This window comes from Archangium sp. (assembly GCF_036277355.1).
Taxonomy (GTDB): Bacteria; Myxococcota; Myxococcia; order Myxococcales; family Myxococcaceae; genus Archangium.
In genome coordinates this window covers 108,294-125,879 of sequence record NZ_DASUNC010000142.1, presented here as the reverse complement: position 1 = coordinate 125,879, position 17,586 = coordinate 108,294, and the positions used below count along the sequence as shown (strand labels likewise).

Sequence of the window (17,586 nt, the reverse complement as noted above, 5' to 3'; positions counted from 1 at the left end):
CCCGACTCGCTAGGTTGAGGACGCCATGTCGAGTGTGGAAGACCTCCTCCGGTGCTCCCTGACGGAGCTGACCGAGCGCTTCGTGACCCAGTCCCGCTCCGTGCCCACGGGCCTGCTGGAGGCGCTGGAAGCGGATCCGCGCCAGGGGGCGAAGGCACTCGCCCGCCGCATTCGAGGCCTGAAGGGGAAGAACCGTGCCGAGGGCCAGCGCCTGCGCCACCTGCTGCGCTTCGAGAGCGAGCTGTGGGAGCAGGGCCACACGCACATCGCCGGGGTGGACGAGGCAGGCAGGGGACCGCTCGCCGGCCCGGTCGTCGCCGCGGCGGCCATCCTGCCCCGGGGCTGGAAGCTGGAGGGGCTGGACGACTCGAAGAAGATCGCCGACGAGGCGCGCCGCGACGAGCTGGCCGAGGCCATCAAGCGGGGCGCGGTGGCGTGGGCGGTGGGTCAGGCGGACTCGGAGGAGATCGACCGGCTCAACATCCGGCGAGCGAGTCTGCTGGCCATGCACCGGGCGGTGCAGGGGCTGGGGACTCAGCCGGACTACGTGCTGCTGGACGCCTTCACGATTCCCGAGTGCACCCTGCCCCAGCGCGGCATCATCAAGGGAGACTCGCTCTCGCTGAGCATCGCCGCGGCATCGGTGCTGGCGAAGACGACGCGGGACCGGCTGATGCGGGAGTTGGACGTGCAGTACCCGGGATATGGGCTCGCGGATCACAAGGGCTACCCGACGGCCGAGCACGTGCAGTGCATCCGGGAGAAGGGCGTGCTGCCCATCCACCGCCGCAGCTTCGGGCCGGTGCGGGAGGCGCTGGGACTCAGTGCACCCCCGCAGGTGGGCGGGCCCATCCAGGGCGATCTCTTCTCGGAGAACGGGCAGCAGTGAGCGCGGACAAGGACATCGACGGGTGGCTGGGCGAACGGGGCATCACCTCCGGGGAGTCACGCGCCCGGGCCCGGGCCGCGCTGGAGGAGACGGGGCTCACGAGCGCGCGCAAGGTGCGCATCAGCGAGCCCAAGCTGCCGAAGGCCGAGCAGGTGTTGGCGGAGCGCTTCTACCGGGTGTGCGCGGCGGCGCCGTGCCAGCAGGTGGCGAAGTCGAGCGGCCGGGAGCCGCTGCTGGTGGAGCCGCGCAGCCATTGTGAGCACTGCGGAGGCTCGAACAACCAGCGCGCGGAGACGGCCTTCCTGGAGGCGTGTGGGCGCCATGGGGTGCGCCGGGTGGTGGTGGTGGGCGGCTCGCCGGCGGTGCGCGAGGAGCTGGAGGACAAGCTCGGCGGGAGCATCGAGCTGCGCATGGTGGACGGCACCGAGCGGCGCACGGCGGTGAAGGCGCAGAGTGACTTGGAGTGGGGAGACCTGGTGCTCGTCTGGGGCGCCACGGAGCTGCACCACAAGGTGAGCAGCCACTACACACAGCCGGGCACGCCCCACCGGCACAAGGTGGTGCACGTGGCCCGGCGAGGCGTGGCCGCGCTGCTCGAGGCCGGCATCACCCACCTGGAGCGGTGAGGGAGCCGAGGAGTTTTACTCCTCGTTCGGCCCACCTGTCAGGTAACATCCCTCGGGCTCGTCGGTAAGCACCCGCCATGCGACCTCTCTCGCCCCTCACGCGACGTCCCAGAGCAACCTCCTTCAGCGTCAAGGAGCTGCTGGACCGCGTTCGACAGGGGAGCATCCGAATCCCCGAAATCCAGCGGCATTTCAAATGGAAGGCCCAGGAGATTCAAGAGCTGCTGGATAGCGTCTACCGTGGTTATCCCATCGGACTGCTGCTCTTCTGGCAGCACGAGGCGCCTGCGGCACACATCGAAATCGGTCCGGTGAAGTTGGACGCGCCCCAGACTGCTCAAGCCCTGTGGGTCGTGGATGGCCAACATCGTGTGACCGCTCTGGCCGGGGTACTGCTTCACCCCACTCTCGAGGGTGAAGGGGGCTCCGATGACTTCGAGCTCTACTTCGACCTGGAGCAGAAGGAGCTCGTCCGGCCTGCCCGCCGGGGGCCGACGCCCCCGCACTGGCTGCCCATGAATGTGGTGGCGGACAGTGAGCGATTGCTCGGCTGGCTGGGCCGTCATCCTGGCCCGGCAGAGCACACCAGGACCGCCGTCGGACTCGGCAAGCTGCTCGGGGAGTACCAGCTACCGGCGTACATCGTCGAAGCCGATGCCCAGGAAACCCTCCCCGTCATCGTCGAGCGGCTGAACTTCAGGAGCAAGACCCTTTCCGAAGCGGAGGTGCTCCAATCGATTCTTGGGGGCCGGCATCTAGAGCATCCCTCGGATCTCCATTCCTTGTCCCGCGGCTTGGAGGAGATGAGATTTGGCACCATCGAAGAGAAATGGTTGCGCAGATCCGTCCTCGCCACCCAAGGTCTCGACATCACCCGAGGCAGGTGGCATCAACTCGAGGGCGTCCATGACCTGCCAGGTGCGCTCCGTCAAACGGAACGCGCCCTGCGCGAGACCATCGTCTTCCTCAAGCGGGATGCGGGAATTCCTCACGTCGAGCTCCTGCCACACAAGCACCCCCTCGTCATCCTGGCGCGCTTCTTCCATCTCCACCCCGAGCCTTCCGCACGCTCACGCGAGTTGCTTGCACGCTGGTTCTGGCGTGGTGCCATCACCGGCGCGCATCGGGGAGAGCTCGTTCCCGCGGTGCGCAAGAGCCTGACGGTCATCGGGCAGAACGAGGATGAGTCGATCCAAGCCTTGCTCGCCGAGCTCCCCCACTTCCTCACCCGGGCACCCGACCTGCGTGAATTCAAGTACCGTACCGCGGAAACCAGGTTGCAGATCAACGCGTTGCTCGGGCTGCATCCACGAGAGCTCCACTCCGGCGAAGTCCTGGATGTCCCCGCCATCATTGGCACGCAGGGCTCCAACGCCCTCGGGCAGATCCTCACCGAGGCCCCTCGCCTGCGCCCTGATGACGAGTCAGCTCAGCTCAAGAGCTTGATGCAAGGACTCGCCAACCGGATGTTCCATCCGGAAACCCCCGGGCAGTCATTGCTTGCCGCGCTCGAGCACGCCTCCCCAGACGTCCTCGGGAGCCATGGCATCTCACCGCCTGCGTTCAAGGCCCTCCAGCAAGGAGACAGGCTGCGATTCCTGACCCTCCGTCTGAAGCTCCTGGAGCAACACCTCGCGACGTTCCTGGACTCGAAAGCACGCTGGCTGGAATCGGATCGCAAACCGCTCCAATCCCTGCTCATCCCCAACGAGGACGAGGCCTGACATGCAACTCCTGCGCAAGGAGATTGGCATCCTCGATGTCAGACTGGGCGACGTCCACGTCGGGACGCTGAACCTCCTGGAGGATGAGTATACGGAGTTCGTCATCTCCGAGGAGTACCGCCAGAGGTATCCGCGGCCCATTCTCGGACAGGCCTTCGAGGATGACCTCACCCGGCGGCGTTCGAGCCGGATGCGTTTGTTGCCCTTCTTCTCGAATCTCCTCCCGGAGGGCCCCCTGCGGGAGCTCATCGCGAAGAAACTGGGCGTGCACCCCCAAAGGGAGTTCTTCCTCATCGCGCGGCTGGGTGAGGACCTTCCCGGCGCGCTCATCATCACTCCGGCGGGTGCACTGGGTGGAGACGCCTCCGAGCCCCTGCTGGGAGCCGAGGAAGAAGCCGCGCCCCTGCAGGAGCAGCTCCGATTCTCCCTGGCGGGCGTGCAGCTCAAGTTCTCCATGTTGCGCCAGGACCGGGGTATGACCCTGCCCACGAGTGGCCGGGGTGGCGATTGGATCGTCAAGCTGCCGGACAATCGCTACGACCTCGTCCCCGAGAACGAATTCTCGATGATGAGCTGGGCACGCGCCGCTGGCATCACCGTGCCCGAATTCCATCTGGAAGCGGTCACCGACCTCAAGGGCCTTCCCGAGGGCGTCGCACTCCGTGAGGGAATGGCCTTCGCCATCCGCCGCTTCGACCGCCCGGCACCCGGCCAGCGTGTCCATATGGAGGACATGGCGCAGGTGCTGGGGCTCTACTCGGACGAGAAGTACAAGAAATACAATTACGAGACGACCGCGAACGTGTTGCTCAACGTGGCTGGACCCGATGCGTTCCAGGAGTTCCTTCGCCGGCTCATCTTCATCATCGCCATTGGCAACGGAGATGCCCACCACAAGAACTGGTCCCTCCTGTACCCGGATGGCATCCACGCCACGCTCTCGCCCGCCTATGACCTCGTATCAACCATCCAGTACATGCCCAATGAAACGTTGGCCTTGAATCTCTCCCGCTCCAAGCGCTTCGAGGATGTCTCCCTCGAAAGCTTTGAACGACTCGCACGCAAGCTGAAGCTCGGCAACGAGGAAGTCCTCCCGACCGTGAGACAAGCGGTGCAGGCCACGCTGGATTCGTGGAGTACGCTCCGCGCCGGGCTCCCCATTCCCGAGAGCTACAAGCAACGGATTGAGCAGCACTGGAAGAAGGTGCCACTCCTCGGAAGGCCGTAGTCCCTGCTCAAGGCGCGGGGGCGGGGAGGATGCAGGGCCGGGCGTTCTGGACGGCCTGATAGCGCATCCACACCTGGCAGGCGCACTCGGGCTGCTCGACTCGCGGCTCGTAGCGCACGCGCAGCACCCCGTCGAACTGCGTGGCACACCGGGTCGTGGCCTCCAGGTGCACCGCCACCTGATCCACCGTGCACTGCGTCCCCTTCGCGCTCAGCGGCGCGTTGGCCACGCTGCCATCGAGCATGAAGCCATCATCCTCCGTCAAGCCGCCCTCGAGGAACGCACCGATGAGCTGCATGTCCATCAGCTCGTAGTTCATGCGGACGACGTCGCCGGTGATGATGAGCTCACCCGAGTCCCAGCTGTCCTGCACCGAGGACGCGGCGAGCAGTCCGCAGTCGTCGCGGATCACCTCCGTGGCTGTGAACACATAGGGGCCCTCGTTCTGGAGGTAGGCGTTGGTGCAGCCCAGGCCAGAGGCGAGTGCCAGGGCGGACAGCAGGAGCGGACGGAACAGTCGGTGGGCGGCCACGGCGTGCAGGCTAGCTCAGCCCGCGCACACGTGCAGGGTGCAATGGCGGGACCAGCGGCTAGACTGCCCGCTCCATGGCCACGTACAAGAACCCCCTCCCCACGGTGGATTGCATCATCGAGCTGCCAGGGGAGCGCCTCGTGCTCATCCGCCGCAAGAACCCGCCCCTCGGTTGGGCCCTGCCCGGCGGCTTCGTGGACGAGGGCGAGCGGTTCGATCGCGCCGCCGCCCGCGAGGCCAGGGAGGAGACCGGCCTGGACGTGGAGGTGGTGGAGCAGTTCTTCACCTACTCGGACCCGTCCCGAGACCCACGCAAGCACACCGCGTCCACCGTCTACCTCTGCCGCGCCTCGGGAGAGCCCACGGGCTCGGACGACGCCGCCGAGGCCCGCGCCTTCCCGGTGGATGGCCTGCCCGCGGAGCTGTGTTTCGACCACGGCACCATCCTCGCCGACTACCTGGCCTACAAGCGGACGGGCCAGCGGCGGAAGCTCTGAGGCTCGGCACTCCCGGATGCACTACCTCCCCCTCCTCCTCACCCTCGGCCTGCTCGTCGCGCTGCACGAGCTGGGACACCTCGTGGCCGCCCGGCTGCTCGGCGTCCGGGTGGACCGGTACACGTTCGGGTTCGGCCCCGCCGTCTTCTCCTGGAAGTTCCGCGGCACCGAGTACGTGCTCGGCGCCGTCCCGCTCGGTGGCTCCACCCGCATCCACGGGATGAACCCCCACGAGCCGGGGGTGGACGCGGCGGATCCCACGAACTTCTCGGCGCAACGCCCGGCGAAGCGGCTGCTGGTGCTGCTGGCGGGGCCGCTGGCCAACTGGCTGTTCTCCCTGGGCGTCCTCTTCGCGCTCTACACCTCGGGCACGCATGTGGTGGTGCCCCTCACGGTGGGCACCATCAACCCCGGCTCCGAGGCGGCGCGCGCCCAGTTGCTGCCGGGGGACCGGATCGTCAGCGTGGACGGCCAGCCGCTGGACAGCTGGAGCGGCTTCGTGGAGCTCATCGCCCAGAACCCCGGCCGCGAGTTGAAGCTGGGCGTCGAGCGCCAGGGTGAGCCGCGCGCGGTGACAGTGCGCCCGCGTCCGGACGAGCGGGGCGAGGGCCGCATCGGGGTGAGTCAGCAGTACGTGTACCGCGTCCATGGTCCAGGCCAGGCGCTGCTGCAGGCCGTGGCGCACACGGGCAACCTGGTGACCGAGGGCTCGCGAATGCTCGGCGGCCTCCTCCAGGGACGGCGGAGCATGGCGGACGCGAACCCCGTGGGCCTGGTGAAGCAGTCCTCGGGCGCGGCGGGCAGTGGGTGGGGCTCCTTCCTGCGCGTGGTGGTGAGTCTCTCCATGGCGCTCGCCCTCTTCCACCTGTTGCCCCTGCCCTCGCTGGACGGGGGACGGATGCTCTTCGTCCTCATCGAGACGGTGAGCCGCCGCAAGGTGCCGCCCCGCGTGGAGACGGTGGTGCACGCGGTGGGCTTCCTCGTGCTGCTGGGCGTGGTGCTGACGGTGGCGCTCGCGGACCTGCGCCAGCACATCCGGCTCACCCGCACCGCCGCCGTGGCCCCGCCCGACGCGGGCCCCTCGAGCCCCGCGGCGGCCACCCTCCCCGCTCCCGCGGCCTCGGAGGGTGGACTGCCCCCGCGGGCGGACGGGCTCGGCGAGTGAGCGTCCGTGCCCGGCCCGCCGCTGTCCACCCGGCCGGAAGTGCCCCCCGGACGACGCTCGCCCGCCCGAAGACGGCGCCAAGGCTCCGGGAAGGGCCTATGCTGCGTCCCTCATGAGCACCCAGGCGAAGAGCACCGAGGCGAAGCACGACGGCCTGTTCTGCGAGCTCTTCTGGGGCACCACCCGCAACGAGGTGTGGAGCTTCGCCCCCGAGCAGACGCGCGTGCTGGCCGCGCAGGATGAGAAGACGGCCCTGCCCCTCTACGGCTTCACCCTGCCGGAGGAGCCCTTCCTGCTCGCCGAGCGCACCGAGAAGGGTTACCGCGTCTTCGTGCCTCCCGCCTCGCGTGTCGAGCGCAGCCGGCGCGGCGATGCCTTCCGTCCCATCCCGGAAGCGGAGCTGCAGCGGACCGGGGACCGGATTTCGGTGGAGCTCCTGCAGGGAGATCTGCTGCGCCTGTGCGAGGGCGAGCTCGCCCTGCACATCACCTATTCGGTCGCGGGCAAGCGCGAGGCGGCCGTGCGGCTGCGAGATCTCGGCTGGGTGGCGATGGGGGCGGCCCTCTTCCTCAGCCTGCCGGTGGGATTCCTGTTCGCGGGGCCCTCTCCCGAGAAGATGGCCGAGTCCAACGCCCGCGCCCTCAAGGCGGCACGCGACCGCGAGGAGGCCGAGCGCAAGAGGCTCGGGGTGGACCAGCCGGCCCGGCCCATTTCACCGGACGCGCAGAAGCCCGACGCGGGTGTGAAGACGCTGCCCGCCAATCTCGGTGTCCACTGAAGGCGTGCCCCGGGCACATGCGCCGACCCGCGGCCGTGTCCCTCGTCAATTTCCCCTCTCCCGAGGGGAGAGGGAAGATTATGGACCCAGACCCACCCAGACCTCACCGTCCTCGAAGAACTCCTTCTTCCAGATGGGGACGTCCTGCTTGAGCCGCTCGATGGCGTGCTCGCACCCGAGGAACGCCTCCTTCCGGTGCGGCGCCGCCGCGGCGATGACCACGGCCAGCTCGCCCGGCTTCAACGTCCCCACCCGGTGCACGATCGCCAGCCGCGTCCCGTTGAACTTCCCGGCCACCTCGCCGCCGATCTCCGCCAGCTTCTTCTCCGCCATGGGCGGATAGGCCTCGTACTCCAGCCGCAGCACCCGCCGGCCCCGCGTCTGGTTCCGCACCGAGCCGGAGAACGTCACGAGCCCGCCATACGCCTCGCCGGACACCGCCTCCACCACCTCGTCCAGCCGCAGTGGCCGGTCCACCACGCGGAACAGGCCGCCACTGCCTCCGGCCACCGGCGGAATGAGGGCCAGCTCCGCGCCCGCGGGAACCTCGGCCTCCGCGTCGGAGAACTCCTGGTTCACCGCCACCCGCAGGTGCGGCAACAGGGGCGCCAGCGCCGGGTGACGCGTGGCGAGCAGGCGCAGCACGTCCGACACGCGCGCTCCCGGGGGCAACTCCAGCGGCTCTCTCGGCAGCCCCACGCGCTCGCGCGCCGCGGCGAAATACAGGACGGTGATGGTGTTGGACACGGCTCCCTACCTGCTCCGCTCCCGGAGCTCGGCGCGCGCCCGGAAGCGACCGCCGCCCTCCTCGGGTGCGAAGTCGATGAAGACATTCTCCACGGGCGGCAGCTGATCCATCAGCGTGCCCACCAGCGAGCGGGCCACGGGCAGCTGCTGCGGTGACACGCCGGGCACCTCCTTCGGGGCCTCCAGCTCGGCGCGCAGCCGGCCCACGTCCACCATGGCCGACAGGTGGCCCGGCTCGAAGGACTGGGCGCCATAACGCTCGCGCAGGGCCACGCCCACGTCGCCCGAGGGCCGCGCCCCCAGCGACTCGCCGCCATTCACCGTCAGCCGGTCCGCCGAGACGGCGAACTCCACGGGCTGATCCATCACCCGCGTGCGCAGGCGCGTGGCGTCCGCGCCCTTCAAGACCTCATAGGGCTGCCCGCGCTCCTTGAGCCGCCCGGTGAGCCACTCCAGCACGGGCTCGGAGCGCACCAGTCCCGCCTGGAAGAGCAGCGTGCCGCGCGGCTCCGGCTGCCGGTTGCCCAGGAAGAAGTTGCGGTAGAAGGCCACCGCGTCGAAGTACGCCAGCAGCGTCATGTCTCCGCGCAGCGCGCCCAGCAGCTCATCCGCGCCCGCCGCGTCGAAGCCCTGCTCCTTCAGCCGCAGCAACGTCCGCTCGCGGCGCTCCGAGCCGGGCGCGCCGAAGACGAGCTTCGTCATCTCCTCCGGCGGCATGGACACCATCAGCGCGGCGATCGGATCCGCGGGCGCCTTGCCCAGCAGCTCCGAGCCCGGCCCGCTCTTGCCCGCGAAGAGCGACTTGTCCGAGGCCACCCAGCCCTCCAGCTCCGCCCTCGCCTCCTCCACCCGCAGCGCCGCCCACAGGCCTCGAATCCCCTCGGAGTCGTCCCCGTCCTCCGCCCGCGCGAAGAGGTGCACGTTGCCCGCGCCCACCTTCGGCCTCAGCTCCGTGAGCAGCGGCTGCTCGGACAGCCCCGGGCCGCTCATGCCCGTGATCCGCGCCCGGATCGCCGCCTCGTCCGCCACCGCCGTCCCGCCCTCCTGCGCCAGCACCTTCTCGATGCGCCCGCTCGCCTGTTGCTCGTCGTCCTCGTCCCCGCCCGCCTCCTCCGGCGAGTCCGGCACCACCAGGTACAGGTAGCCCCGGTCCGCGAAGAGCAGCATCGGCGTCCCACTCTCGCGCTCCAAGCGCACGCTGCCCCCGGGCTCGCGCCCCACGACACGCGCGCCACCGGAGCGCAGCTCCTCCACCACCGCCTCCAGCGCGGCCTCGGCGTCCGTCACGCCCAGCAGCGCCACGGTGCCCTCGAAGCCGGGCAGAGAGAAGAAGCCCACGCCCTCTTCCGGATCCACCAGCCGGGGCTCGCCCCGCAGCTCACGCAGCACCAGCGACAACAGCGGCGCCTCCTCCAGCGCCTGCCGCGTCTGGGCCTGGCCCAACATCCGCGCGAAGAAGCCCACCAGCGGCTCCACGTTGCCGCGCAACCGGGGGAAGAAAACCGCCACCTCCGCGTCGGCGGGCATGGCGCGCAGCACCGGCCGCGGCACCACCGTCACCGAGGCGCTGGCCAGCACCGCGTCCTTCTCCAGCGCGCGCACCTGGAAGCTGCCCGCGCGCGGGAAGGCATGGGACACCCGCGCGCCCTGCCGCGGCGGCGAGCCGTCTCCGAAGTCCCACGTCACCTCCGGCGCGTCCCGGGCCTCGGAGCCGAAGCCCACCGGCACGCCGGCCTCCACCGTGCGAGCTCCCCCCGCCTCCGGTTTCACTGCCCTCCGGCAGCCGGGACCCGCCAGGGCCACGGCCACCACCACGAGGACTGTCAGGGCTCGAGGAAAGGTTCGCACATGCGCTTTCATGTACGGTCTAGTAATCCAGCGCCAGTCCGAACATCCAGTACCCGTCGGAGAGATCGAATCCCTTACTGCCGAAGTTGTTCACTTTCGCGTACGTGTACTCGGCGAAGAGATAGCTGTGATTCACCCCGAGGTCCGAGTCGAAGTCGCGCGCCAGCCGCGGCTCCAGCACGTCCAGCAGGAAGGCGACACCACCCGCCACCTCCCAGCCGAACCTCAAACCCTTGCCCGTGCCGCCGACCTCCGGCGACTCGATCTCCCCGCCCTTGGTGGACCACCACGGCGTGAAGACGAGGCCGGGCTTGATGTAGGGCACCAGCGGAATGCCCCAGCGGAACGCCGGGTAGTCGAACCGGTAGACGCCGCGCACGCGGATGGGCAGCACGTGGAGGCCGGTGCGCTCCGCGGACGGCACGTCCGCATCCGTCAGGGCGGCGGCGTACTTCTCCGCGTACCCCAGCGACACGCTCACGCCCGCCGTGCCGATGCCCTGGTAGAAGAAGCGCTGCATCTCCAGCTCGACGAGCAGCATGCTGGAGGCGCCGAACGTATCCGCGTACGGCCGCTTCCCCGCGAGTGCCTCCTCCGCATCGAGCGCCGGCTTGTAGCCTCCGAGCCGGATCTCCACGGCACCGCTGCGAGGCGTCTGGGTGGGCACATCGGACATCTCCTGCGCCTCGCCTGGGAGCGCGGTGAGCACCACCGCGATGCCGAGGGCCACTGCTCGAGTCATGAACGATTTCTCCTTGAGAACAGCCAGAAACCCAGGGCGGCCAGCATGCCTCCGCCCGCGAAACCTCCGCCCGTGGCACCGCACCCCGTCTCCTCGCCGCCCGCCTCGCGGTACCGCTCATAGAAGCCAAACGTCCGGGTGGGCGTGCCCTCGCTCGCGACCGACGCCGGGCTCTGGTTGCCCGCCTCGTCGATGGCATAGGCCTCGAGCTGATACGTCACGTCGTTCTGCAGGTTCGCCACCCGCACCGCCCCCGCCGCCACGCCCTGCTGCTCATTGGAGACCTCGACGCCCGCCAGCAACGCCACCACCTTCACCTGGAGGGCGTCCTCCGGCGCATCCACCGTCACCTTCAGCGCCTTGTCCAGCGCGGCCACGCCAGAGATGGACGGCGCATCGGGACTCTTCGTGTCGTAGGTGATCTCCAACGGCTTCGCCGCCTTCACCACGTTGGAGCTGCACGAGCCCAGCGCATCGGCCGTCTTCGTCGCGGCGCACAGCCGCATCGTGGACTCGATCCCCGGGTCACCGCACGAGCCCGTCCCCGCATCCGAGCCGGAGGTGGAGAAGATGGGCAGGTTGGACACCTGGAAGGTCGCCGTCGCGGTGCCACCCGAGGAGGTGATGGTGGTGAGCGGAATGGAGGACAGCGAGCGGGTGGATCCCGACGTCTGCGCGGAAGCCGAGTCCCGGCAGTCCGTGTCCGTGGTGATCCAGAGGGAGAGCTCGGTACAGGGCGTGCCGGCCACCCGCCAGTTGAAGGTGCTCGTCGATCCACATTGGCTCGGACCGACGCTCAGGCTGGCCGTATTGGTCGCGGACTGGACCGTGACCTGGACCTGGGACCCGAACTGTCCGAACGCCGCGGACGACAGGAGGACCGCTGCGGTGAAGAGGAGGTTACGCATGGGCGGGAAGGAGGGTAGCAAGCCCGAGGCCAGGAGAAACCCGGCCCGCCTCCGGGGGGTGACGGGGGGGACAGGCCCCCGCCCCCGGTCAAATGGGCAGGAGCGGCCCGGCGGCGTTGCCAAATTGTCAGGCGGAGGACTCGGCGAGCCGCAGGCCGGCCTCCACCAGGTTGAGGGCGGCGCCCCGGCCGGCGTTGTCCACGGTGGCGAAGAGGGTGAGCCACTCGGGGGCCTGGGGAAAGGAGCGCAGGCGGCCCACATGGATGGTGGGATCCGCCGTGACGAGGCTGGGCAGGGGGTAGACCTTCTCGGTGGGAGCATCCAGCACCTTGAGCGCGGGCGAGCCCTTGAGGGCGGCGCGGGCCTGGTCCACCGGGGCGGGCTTCTTCAGCCGCACGTGGAGGCTGAGCCCGTGGCCGAAGAAGGTGGGCACCTGCACGGCGGTGCCGGCCACCACGGGCACCTCGCCCTTGCTGGCGAAGAGCCGGGCGCACTCCAGCGTCCAGCCGGCCTCCTCCTCCGTCCAGGGCGAGTTGGCCAGGAAGGGGCCCACCTGGGGCACCAGGTTGAAGGCCACGCGGTGGGGGAAGACGTGGGCCTCGGGCTCGCGGCCGGACAGCAGCGCGGACGTCTGCTGCTCCAGCTCCTTGAGGCCCCGCTGGCCCGAGGAGGACACGCCCATGAGGGCCGTCACCTGCACCTGGGCCACGCCGAAGGCCTGGCGCAGCGGCTCCACCAGGGTGGCCACCGCCGTCGTCACCGCCGAGGGCAGCGCCACGATGCGGCCCTTGAAGGAGGCGCCCAGCACCTCGGAGTTGAAGCCGGGGAGCACCAGCGGGACGTTGCCCTCGGCGCGGAAGGCGTTGCTGGCGTCCACCACCCAGGCGCCCGCGGCCTGGGCCAGGGGGGCCAGGGTGCGCGAGGCGTCCGCCGGGGTGGCCAGCAGCACCAGGCCCGTGCCCCGGAGCGTCTCGGCGGACACCGGCTCCACCTCCAGCGTCTCCTCGCCGTACTCCACCTCCTCGCCCTCGGAGCGCTCCGAGGCCAGCACGCTGAGCTGCTCGGCGGGGAAGTCCCGCTGCAGCAGGGTGGAGAGCACCTCGGTGCCCACCACGCCCGTGGCGCCCACCACGGCGATTCGCAGGTTCTCGTTCATGGCGGTCCCTTTACCCCAGCCCCCCGCCCGGCGCGCGGCCTTCGGTGGTAGACGTCTACCACTCAGGTAGGACAAAATACGACATCACTGGTAGACGTCTACCACCGTGGCGCCCGCCGGGGGCTGTCCCACCGTGTCCGCATGGAGGGGGAGCAGGGGCGCGGGCCCGACACGGGTGCGCGCGTCCCCTTCCGGTAGACTGGTGGGACATGTCGATGTGGACCCTCGTCTCGTTGTTGCTGCTCGCGAACGTGCCGCCGGACGGCGCGGCGCAGATGAAGAAGGTGGACGGGCTGATGCCCGAGCTGCGGCGCATGGCCACGGATCCGTCGGTGGTGCGCGAGGTGAAGAAGCAGAACGCGCGGCGCGTGTCCCTGGAGAGCATCCGGCAGTGGGACGAGGAGTGGCGCGCGACGCCGGCCCTCACCCCGCTCAAGCGCCAGCTGCTGGGCAACCCGTGCGCGCGCACGCTCGGCGGCTACCGGGAGCGGCTGGGCCGGGTGGTGGCCGAGGCCTTCGTCATGGACAACCAGGGCGCGCTGGTGGGCGCCACGCGGCGCACGTCCGATTACTGGCAGGGCGATGAGCCCAAGTGGCGCCAGTCCTTCAATGGAGGCCGGGGTGGGGAGCTGCGTGAAAAACCCTTCTTCGACGACTCCTCCCAGTCCTATGTCGTCCAGGTGTCCCTGCCGGTGAAGGATGGCGCCCGCGTCATCGGCGCCCTCACCGTGTCCCTCTCCCTGCTCGAGCTCTGAAACCATGAACCTCCCCCTCTCGCGAGGCCTCAAGCTGCGCGGCCGCATCACGCTGTCGGTGGCGATGCTCTCGGCGCTCGCCATCCTGTCCGTCACCGGCGTGGGCCTGTCCTTCACCCGGCGCACGTTGTCCAAGCAGATCCACGCCACGTTGAGGGCCGAGGCCGAGGGCTTGAAGGATCTGGTGGAGCGCATCCTCGCCGAGCGCGAGGCCAACGTGCGCGGCTGGTCCGAGGACGCCATCCTGCGCGGGGCGCTGCTCTTCGACACCTACGACAAGAGCGACGCGGTGCTGGCGGGGCTGGTGAAGCACCACCCCTCCCTCAGCGGCTTCGTGCTCTTCAACGAGCAGGGCCGCGCGGTGTCGGCCAGCTCGGAGGCGCTGCTCAAGAGCTTCCAGGGCCGGGAGCGGGAGGTGCGCGAGACGGCGTGGTACCGGGCGGCGCTCGAGGGGCGCTTCACGGCCGACGCGCTCGCGCGGGAGAAGGACGCGGCCTTTGGCAAGCGGGTGCTGCCGCTGGCCGCGCCGGTGAAGAGCCCGGCCAGTGGCGCCCGGATCGGCGTGCTGCTGGCCGCGTATGACTGGAGCCAGGTGCGGGACGTGGTGAAGGCCGCGATGCAGCGGGCCCGCGAGCGCGCCCAGGACAGCTTCGCCCTGGAGGTGCGGAGCGAGGAGGGCACGGTGCTCTTCAACTCACGTCCCGCGGATGCGGCGCCGCTGGTGCGGCCCGTGTCGCAGGAGGCCATCAACGGCACGGACGTAAAGGACGTGGGAGACGGCTGGCACTTCGTGGCCACCCTGGACGCGCGGGAGGCGTATGCCCCGCTGGCGCAGGCGGCCACGGTGGCGCTCGGGATGCTGGGGTTCTTCCTGGTGCTGGCCGTCGCGGGCTCGTGGTGGCTGGCGCGTGGCATCGCCCGGCCCATCTCCGCGCTGAGCGAGGCGGTGACGCACGTGCTCGAGGAGGGAGACCTCTCGCACCGCGTGGAGGTGAACAGCGGGGACGAGGTGGGGGAGCTGGCCCACGCCTTCTCGCGGATGATGGAGCAGCTGCGCCAGACGACGGTGGGCCTGCAGCAGGGCACGCGGGTGCTCACCGGCGCGGTGGCGGAGCTGAGCCAGGCGGCGGAGCACCAGGAGCGCAACCTCTCGCGCCAGGCGGCGGCCATCCAGGAGACACAGGTCACCGCGCAGGAGATTCAACAGACGTCGAAGATGGCGGAGGAGCGCTCGCGGGCGGTGCTGCAGGTGACGGAGCGGGCGGAAGAGGTGGGCCGCCTGGGCGAGCAGACGCTGGGAGCGAGCATCGCGGGGCTGCAGGAGCTGCATGAGAAGGTGGGGCGGCTGGCCAGCACCATCCTGATGCTGGGCAACCGGACGCAGCAGATTGGAGAGATCGCCCAGACGGTGAAGGATCTGGCGGACCAGTCGAACATGCTGGCGCTCAACGCGGCCATCGAGGCGGTGCGCTCGGGCGAGCACGGCAAGGGATTCGGCGTGGTGGCGCGCGAGATTCGCGCCCTGGCGGACCAGTCCATCGAGTCGACGGACCGGGTGCGGGAGCTGCTGGACGATATCGGCAAGTCCATCCAGGACACGGTGTCGATGACGGAGAAGGGGCAGCAGCAGATGCAGGGCGGGCTGGCGCAGATCAAGGCCAGCGGCGAGAGCCTCCGGGAGCTGACGTCGATCGTGAAGGACAACGCGGGAGCGGCGAGGCAGATCGCCGTGGCGGTGAGCCAGCAGAACGCGGGCATCTCGCAGATCTTCACCGCGGTGTCGGACCTGTCGTCGCTGATGGAAGAGACGATGCAGGGAGTGCAGGCCACCACGCGCGCCACGAGCTCCCTGCGCGAAGCGGCCGAGCGCATGGAGTCGGTGGCACGCACCTACCGGGCCTAGTGCACCTGCCCCGCTCTGTCCCGAGACAGGGCGGGGTTCCATCCCGACACGCCAGGGAACACGTGATGTCCTCCCTTCACACAGGCTCGCGCTGGGGCCGGCCAGTCCAGGGCATGCGGTTCCTCGCCACCGTGTCGGTGGCCGCGCTCCTCTGCCTCTCCTGCTCCATGGTCCATCCCCGTGTCCATGGGGGTGGGCAACTCACCGGTACCCGAGCTCAGTTCAACCAGTCGTGTGGTGCGGCCTGCGCGGCCCCGGTCAATGCAAGCACCGGGGAGATCCTCGCGCCCGCTGCGTCCCGGGCCGGCCAGGTGTTCGAAACAGTCGTCCAGGCCACCGAAGCCCTCCAGGGATTCATCCACGTCACCAGGTTCCTCGATGAGGCCCAGAGGGGCGTCGTCGAGGACGTCCTGAAGCAGTGCGTGCATACAGCCAACAGGAAGGTGGACGAAGAGCTCTTCGGCAAGGATCGCACCCTGCCCGACTCGGAATGCGAGAAGGAGCCCACCGTCAAGGACAAGCTCGCCCCCTCCTGGGCGCGGCACCTCGGGAAGCTGAAGCACGCGGTCGCCTTCGAGTGCATCCAGAGGAAGCTCGCGGAGAAGTTCCCCGACAACTTCGCCGTGGAGCCGCGCTACCGGAAGGACGAGATCACGAAAGAAGTGCTGCTCACCGACAGGCGCACCGGCTCGCTCCGGCCCGATATCGTCATCCACTTCACCCGCAATGCCACCCGGATTCAGTGCATCTACGACCTCAAGTTCCCTTGTGGCTATGAGGTGGGCAACCCCTGGAACGCGGAAGCCGTGAGGCAGATGAAGTCGTACGAAGGACTCGGTGGTCAGTGCAAACCCGCCCTCGTCACTCCCCAGTTTGGTGTTGATCGCCGGTAGTGCTTGCCGATGGTCATGAACCCCTCCCCTCGTATCCGCATCTCGGGCCCGGTCAGGACCAGGAGTTGGACGCGTGAGACGGGCGCCACCGAGCGCATCGAGGACCGGCTCCTCATCCGTGACCTGGTCCGCATCGTCTTCTTCGTCCCCTGCGACCACTTCCAGATCTCAGCGGGCGTGTCGCATGCGCTCGACAGCTATCTCCGCGCCGTGGAAGGACACCCCGAGGCGCTCTCTCGCTACACCTGCTGTTACTGGGAACCGCGAGACCTGAGCGAGCGGGGTTGGGAGCTCATCCGGGAGAGCCTGCGGCCCAAGGAGCGCAGGTACTTCGACGACTACACGCCCGACGAGGCCTTCCATCCCGAGAAGGAGGGTGCGGATCCGTATTTCAGCATCTACGCCGATGACGATCGCGGCTACGCCTTCAGCTATCACGCCCGGCTTGCCTGGCGTGAGCCGCCACCACACAGCGTGAGTGTGCTCCAGGTCACCCTGCCAACGGAGTACCTCGAGGAGCGTGGTGCGGACGCTGTGCGCGCTCTGGCGCTCGACATGGGCTCCCGGTTGCCCTTTGCCTCGGGACATGCCGGCCTCGCCCTCTCCTGCTGGTACCCCGTGGACGAGCAGCTGGACCGGCTTCGCCCGGTGATATTCCGTCACCCCGGCTTCGACATCCGCAACGCCAGCATCCACGACAACATGGGCACCCGGGTGGATGGCATCCACTGGCTGAACTTTCTCGGGCAGCCCGTGCTGAATGCGTTGGGTGGAGCATCAGTCCTCCAGGCCCGGCTCCAGTGCCCCACGACCACCGTGCAGGAGATGGAGGAGCAGCGCGTCGTCGTATCGACAGGCTCCTGCCCCGAAGCGGGAGACTTGGATCGAGGCCAGGACCTTCCGGCATACCGCGAGCTCGCGAGGGTGCTGGAGCCCTGGATGGAGCCATTCCCCTGGCGTCTCACTCATTTCACGGACCCCTCCGTCGAGGAGGAGTTGCGACGCTGGTGGAGGCGCTTCCTCGACTGGTGACAGCAGTCACCAGGAGAAACTGGAGTCACCAGGGGCCGGTCATCAGCCGGGCCCCGGAATCCCTCGCGAGTCCCCCGGCTCGCGAGCATTTCCCGAGGGAAGACGGGCCTTTCACTCGTTCCCGCCGGGTCGCGTAGGCATTGGCACACCTCCTGCTCTGGAT

Annotated in this window: 17 protein-coding genes; 11 read left to right on the top strand and 6 right to left on the bottom strand. The window is 69.3% G+C overall.

Features of this window, described 5'->3' with window-relative positions:
* Window positions 1-25: 25 nt before the first annotated feature.
* The 4 genes from VFZ09_RS34930 to VFZ09_RS34915 all read left to right on the top strand — a co-directional run bounded on the left by VFZ09_RS34930 (window position 26) and on the right by VFZ09_RS34915 (window position 4,467).
* Window positions 26-889: a ribonuclease HII gene (locus tag VFZ09_RS34930; protein ID WP_329732077.1), complete on the top strand. Its 864-nt coding sequence runs from the start codon at window positions 26-28 to the stop codon at window positions 887-889.
* A complete protein-coding gene (locus VFZ09_RS34925; RefSeq protein WP_329732076.1) occupies window positions 886-1,515 on the top strand; it encodes a hypothetical protein in 630 nt (209 codons plus the stop codon). Before VFZ09_RS34930 ends, VFZ09_RS34925 begins: the two co-directional genes overlap by 4 nt.
* 77 nt (window positions 1,516-1,592) lie before the next feature.
* Window positions 1,593-3,239 carry a DUF262 domain-containing protein gene (locus VFZ09_RS34920; RefSeq protein ID WP_329732075.1) on the top strand — a complete coding sequence of 549 codons (1,647 nt, stop codon included), beginning with the start codon at window positions 1,593-1,595 and terminating at the stop codon, window positions 3,237-3,239.
* A 1-nt stretch (window position 3,240) separates the two neighbouring features.
* Window positions 3,241-4,467, top strand: coding sequence for a type II toxin-antitoxin system HipA family toxin (locus tag VFZ09_RS34915; protein ID WP_329732074.1), 1,227 nt, complete (start codon window positions 3,241-3,243; stop codon window positions 4,465-4,467).
* A gap of 7 nt (window positions 4,468-4,474) precedes the next feature.
* Here VFZ09_RS34915 and VFZ09_RS34910 read toward each other — a convergent pair whose 3' ends face one another.
* Complete coding sequence (locus VFZ09_RS34910; protein WP_329732073.1) at window positions 4,475-4,999, bottom strand: hypothetical protein; 525 nt, start codon at window positions 4,997-4,999, stop codon at window positions 4,475-4,477.
* 74 nt (window positions 5,000-5,073) lie between these two features.
* Here VFZ09_RS34910 and VFZ09_RS34905 point away from each other — a divergent pair, with 74 nt between their 5' ends.
* The 3 genes from VFZ09_RS34905 (at window position 5,074) to VFZ09_RS34895 (ending at window position 7,439) form a co-directional block, all read left to right on the top strand.
* A complete protein-coding gene (locus VFZ09_RS34905) occupies window positions 5,074-5,496 on the top strand; it encodes an NUDIX hydrolase (protein WP_329732072.1) in 423 nt (140 codons plus the stop codon).
* 16 nt (window positions 5,497-5,512) lie between these two features.
* Window positions 5,513-6,661: a M50 family metallopeptidase gene (locus tag VFZ09_RS34900; RefSeq protein WP_329732071.1), complete on the top strand. Its 1,149-nt coding sequence runs from the start codon at window positions 5,513-5,515 to the stop codon at window positions 6,659-6,661.
* A 112-nt stretch (window positions 6,662-6,773) separates the two neighbouring features.
* Window positions 6,774-7,439, top strand: coding sequence for a hypothetical protein (locus VFZ09_RS34895; protein WP_329732070.1), 666 nt, complete (start codon window positions 6,774-6,776; stop codon window positions 7,437-7,439).
* Window positions 7,440-7,517: 78 nt separating this feature from the next.
* Here the strand turns inward: VFZ09_RS34895 and VFZ09_RS34890 are convergent, their stop codons facing one another.
* From VFZ09_RS34890 to VFZ09_RS34870, 5 genes are all read right to left on the bottom strand, one after another.
* Window positions 7,518-8,186, bottom strand: a complete 669-nt coding sequence (locus tag VFZ09_RS34890; protein ID WP_329732069.1) for a molybdenum cofactor biosynthesis protein — start codon at window positions 8,184-8,186, stop codon at window positions 7,518-7,520.
* 6 nt (window positions 8,187-8,192) lie between these two features.
* Window positions 8,193-10,034: a PKD domain-containing protein gene (locus VFZ09_RS34885; RefSeq protein WP_329732068.1), complete on the bottom strand. Its 1,842-nt coding sequence runs from the start codon at window positions 10,032-10,034 to the stop codon at window positions 8,193-8,195.
* A gap of 19 nt (window positions 10,035-10,053) precedes the next feature.
* Window positions 10,054-10,776, bottom strand: coding sequence for an MXAN_2562 family outer membrane beta-barrel protein (locus VFZ09_RS34880; protein WP_329732067.1), 723 nt, complete (start codon window positions 10,774-10,776; stop codon window positions 10,054-10,056).
* A complete protein-coding gene (locus VFZ09_RS34875; RefSeq protein WP_329732066.1) occupies window positions 10,773-11,684 on the bottom strand; it encodes an MXAN_2561 family MXYO-CTERM-anchored protein in 912 nt (303 codons plus the stop codon). The genes VFZ09_RS34880 and VFZ09_RS34875 overlap by 4 nt, the downstream gene beginning before the upstream one ends.
* A 127-nt stretch (window positions 11,685-11,811) precedes the next feature.
* Window positions 11,812-12,840, bottom strand: a complete 1,029-nt coding sequence (locus VFZ09_RS34870) for an aspartate-semialdehyde dehydrogenase (protein WP_329732065.1) — start codon at window positions 12,838-12,840, stop codon at window positions 11,812-11,814.
* A gap of 209 nt (window positions 12,841-13,049) precedes the next feature.
* Here VFZ09_RS34870 and VFZ09_RS34865 point away from each other — a divergent pair, with 209 nt between their 5' ends.
* The 4 genes from VFZ09_RS34865 (at window position 13,050) to VFZ09_RS34850 (ending at window position 17,423) form a co-directional block, all read left to right on the top strand.
* Window positions 13,050-13,595, top strand: a complete 546-nt coding sequence (locus VFZ09_RS34865) for a PDC sensor domain-containing protein (RefSeq protein ID WP_329732064.1) — start codon at window positions 13,050-13,052, stop codon at window positions 13,593-13,595.
* Window positions 13,596-13,599: 4 nt separating this feature from the next.
* Entirely contained in the window at window positions 13,600-15,498 is a 1,899-nt protein-coding gene (locus VFZ09_RS34860) for a methyl-accepting chemotaxis protein (protein ID WP_329732063.1), read from the top strand.
* 65 nt (window positions 15,499-15,563) lie between these two features.
* Window positions 15,564-16,391, top strand: a complete 828-nt coding sequence (locus VFZ09_RS34855; protein WP_329732062.1) for a hypothetical protein — start codon at window positions 15,564-15,566, stop codon at window positions 16,389-16,391.
* Between the two features lie 15 nt (window positions 16,392-16,406).
* Window positions 16,407-17,423, top strand: coding sequence for a type VI immunity family protein (locus VFZ09_RS34850; protein WP_329732061.1), 1,017 nt, complete (start codon window positions 16,407-16,409; stop codon window positions 17,421-17,423).
* Window positions 17,424-17,586: the final 163 nt, after the last annotated feature.

Bases quoted from the DNA above. Each gene is read 5' to 3' on its own strand.
- VFZ09_RS34930 (WP_329732077.1), top strand. From the start codon at position 26: ATGTCGAGTGTGGAAGACCTCCTCCGGTGCTCCCTGACGGAGCTGACC.
- VFZ09_RS34920 (WP_329732075.1), top strand. From the start codon at position 1,593: ATGCGACCTCTCTCGCCCCTCACGCGACGTCCCAGAGCAACCTCCTTC.
- VFZ09_RS34915 (WP_329732074.1), top strand. From the start codon at position 3,241: ATGCAACTCCTGCGCAAGGAGATTGGCATCCTCGATGTCAGACTGGGC.
- VFZ09_RS34905 (WP_329732072.1), top strand. From the start codon at position 5,074: ATGGCCACGTACAAGAACCCCCTCCCCACGGTGGATTGCATCATCGAG.
- VFZ09_RS34900 (WP_329732071.1), top strand. From the start codon at position 5,513: ATGCACTACCTCCCCCTCCTCCTCACCCTCGGCCTGCTCGTCGCGCTG.
- VFZ09_RS34895 (WP_329732070.1), top strand. From the start codon at position 6,774: ATGAGCACCCAGGCGAAGAGCACCGAGGCGAAGCACGACGGCCTGTTC.
- VFZ09_RS34880 (WP_329732067.1), bottom strand. From the start codon at position 10,776: ATGACTCGAGCAGTGGCCCTCGGCATCGCGGTGGTGCTCACCGCGCTC.
- VFZ09_RS34875 (WP_329732066.1), bottom strand. From the start codon at position 11,684: ATGCGTAACCTCCTCTTCACCGCAGCGGTCCTCCTGTCGTCCGCGGCG.
- VFZ09_RS34870 (WP_329732065.1), bottom strand. From the start codon at position 12,840: ATGAACGAGAACCTGCGAATCGCCGTGGTGGGCGCCACGGGCGTGGTG.
- VFZ09_RS34865 (WP_329732064.1), top strand. From the start codon at position 13,050: ATGTCGATGTGGACCCTCGTCTCGTTGTTGCTGCTCGCGAACGTGCCG.
- VFZ09_RS34860 (WP_329732063.1), top strand. From the start codon at position 13,600: ATGAACCTCCCCCTCTCGCGAGGCCTCAAGCTGCGCGGCCGCATCACG.
- VFZ09_RS34855 (WP_329732062.1), top strand. From the start codon at position 15,564: ATGTCCTCCCTTCACACAGGCTCGCGCTGGGGCCGGCCAGTCCAGGGC.
- VFZ09_RS34850 (WP_329732061.1), top strand. From the start codon at position 16,407: ATGAACCCCTCCCCTCGTATCCGCATCTCGGGCCCGGTCAGGACCAGG.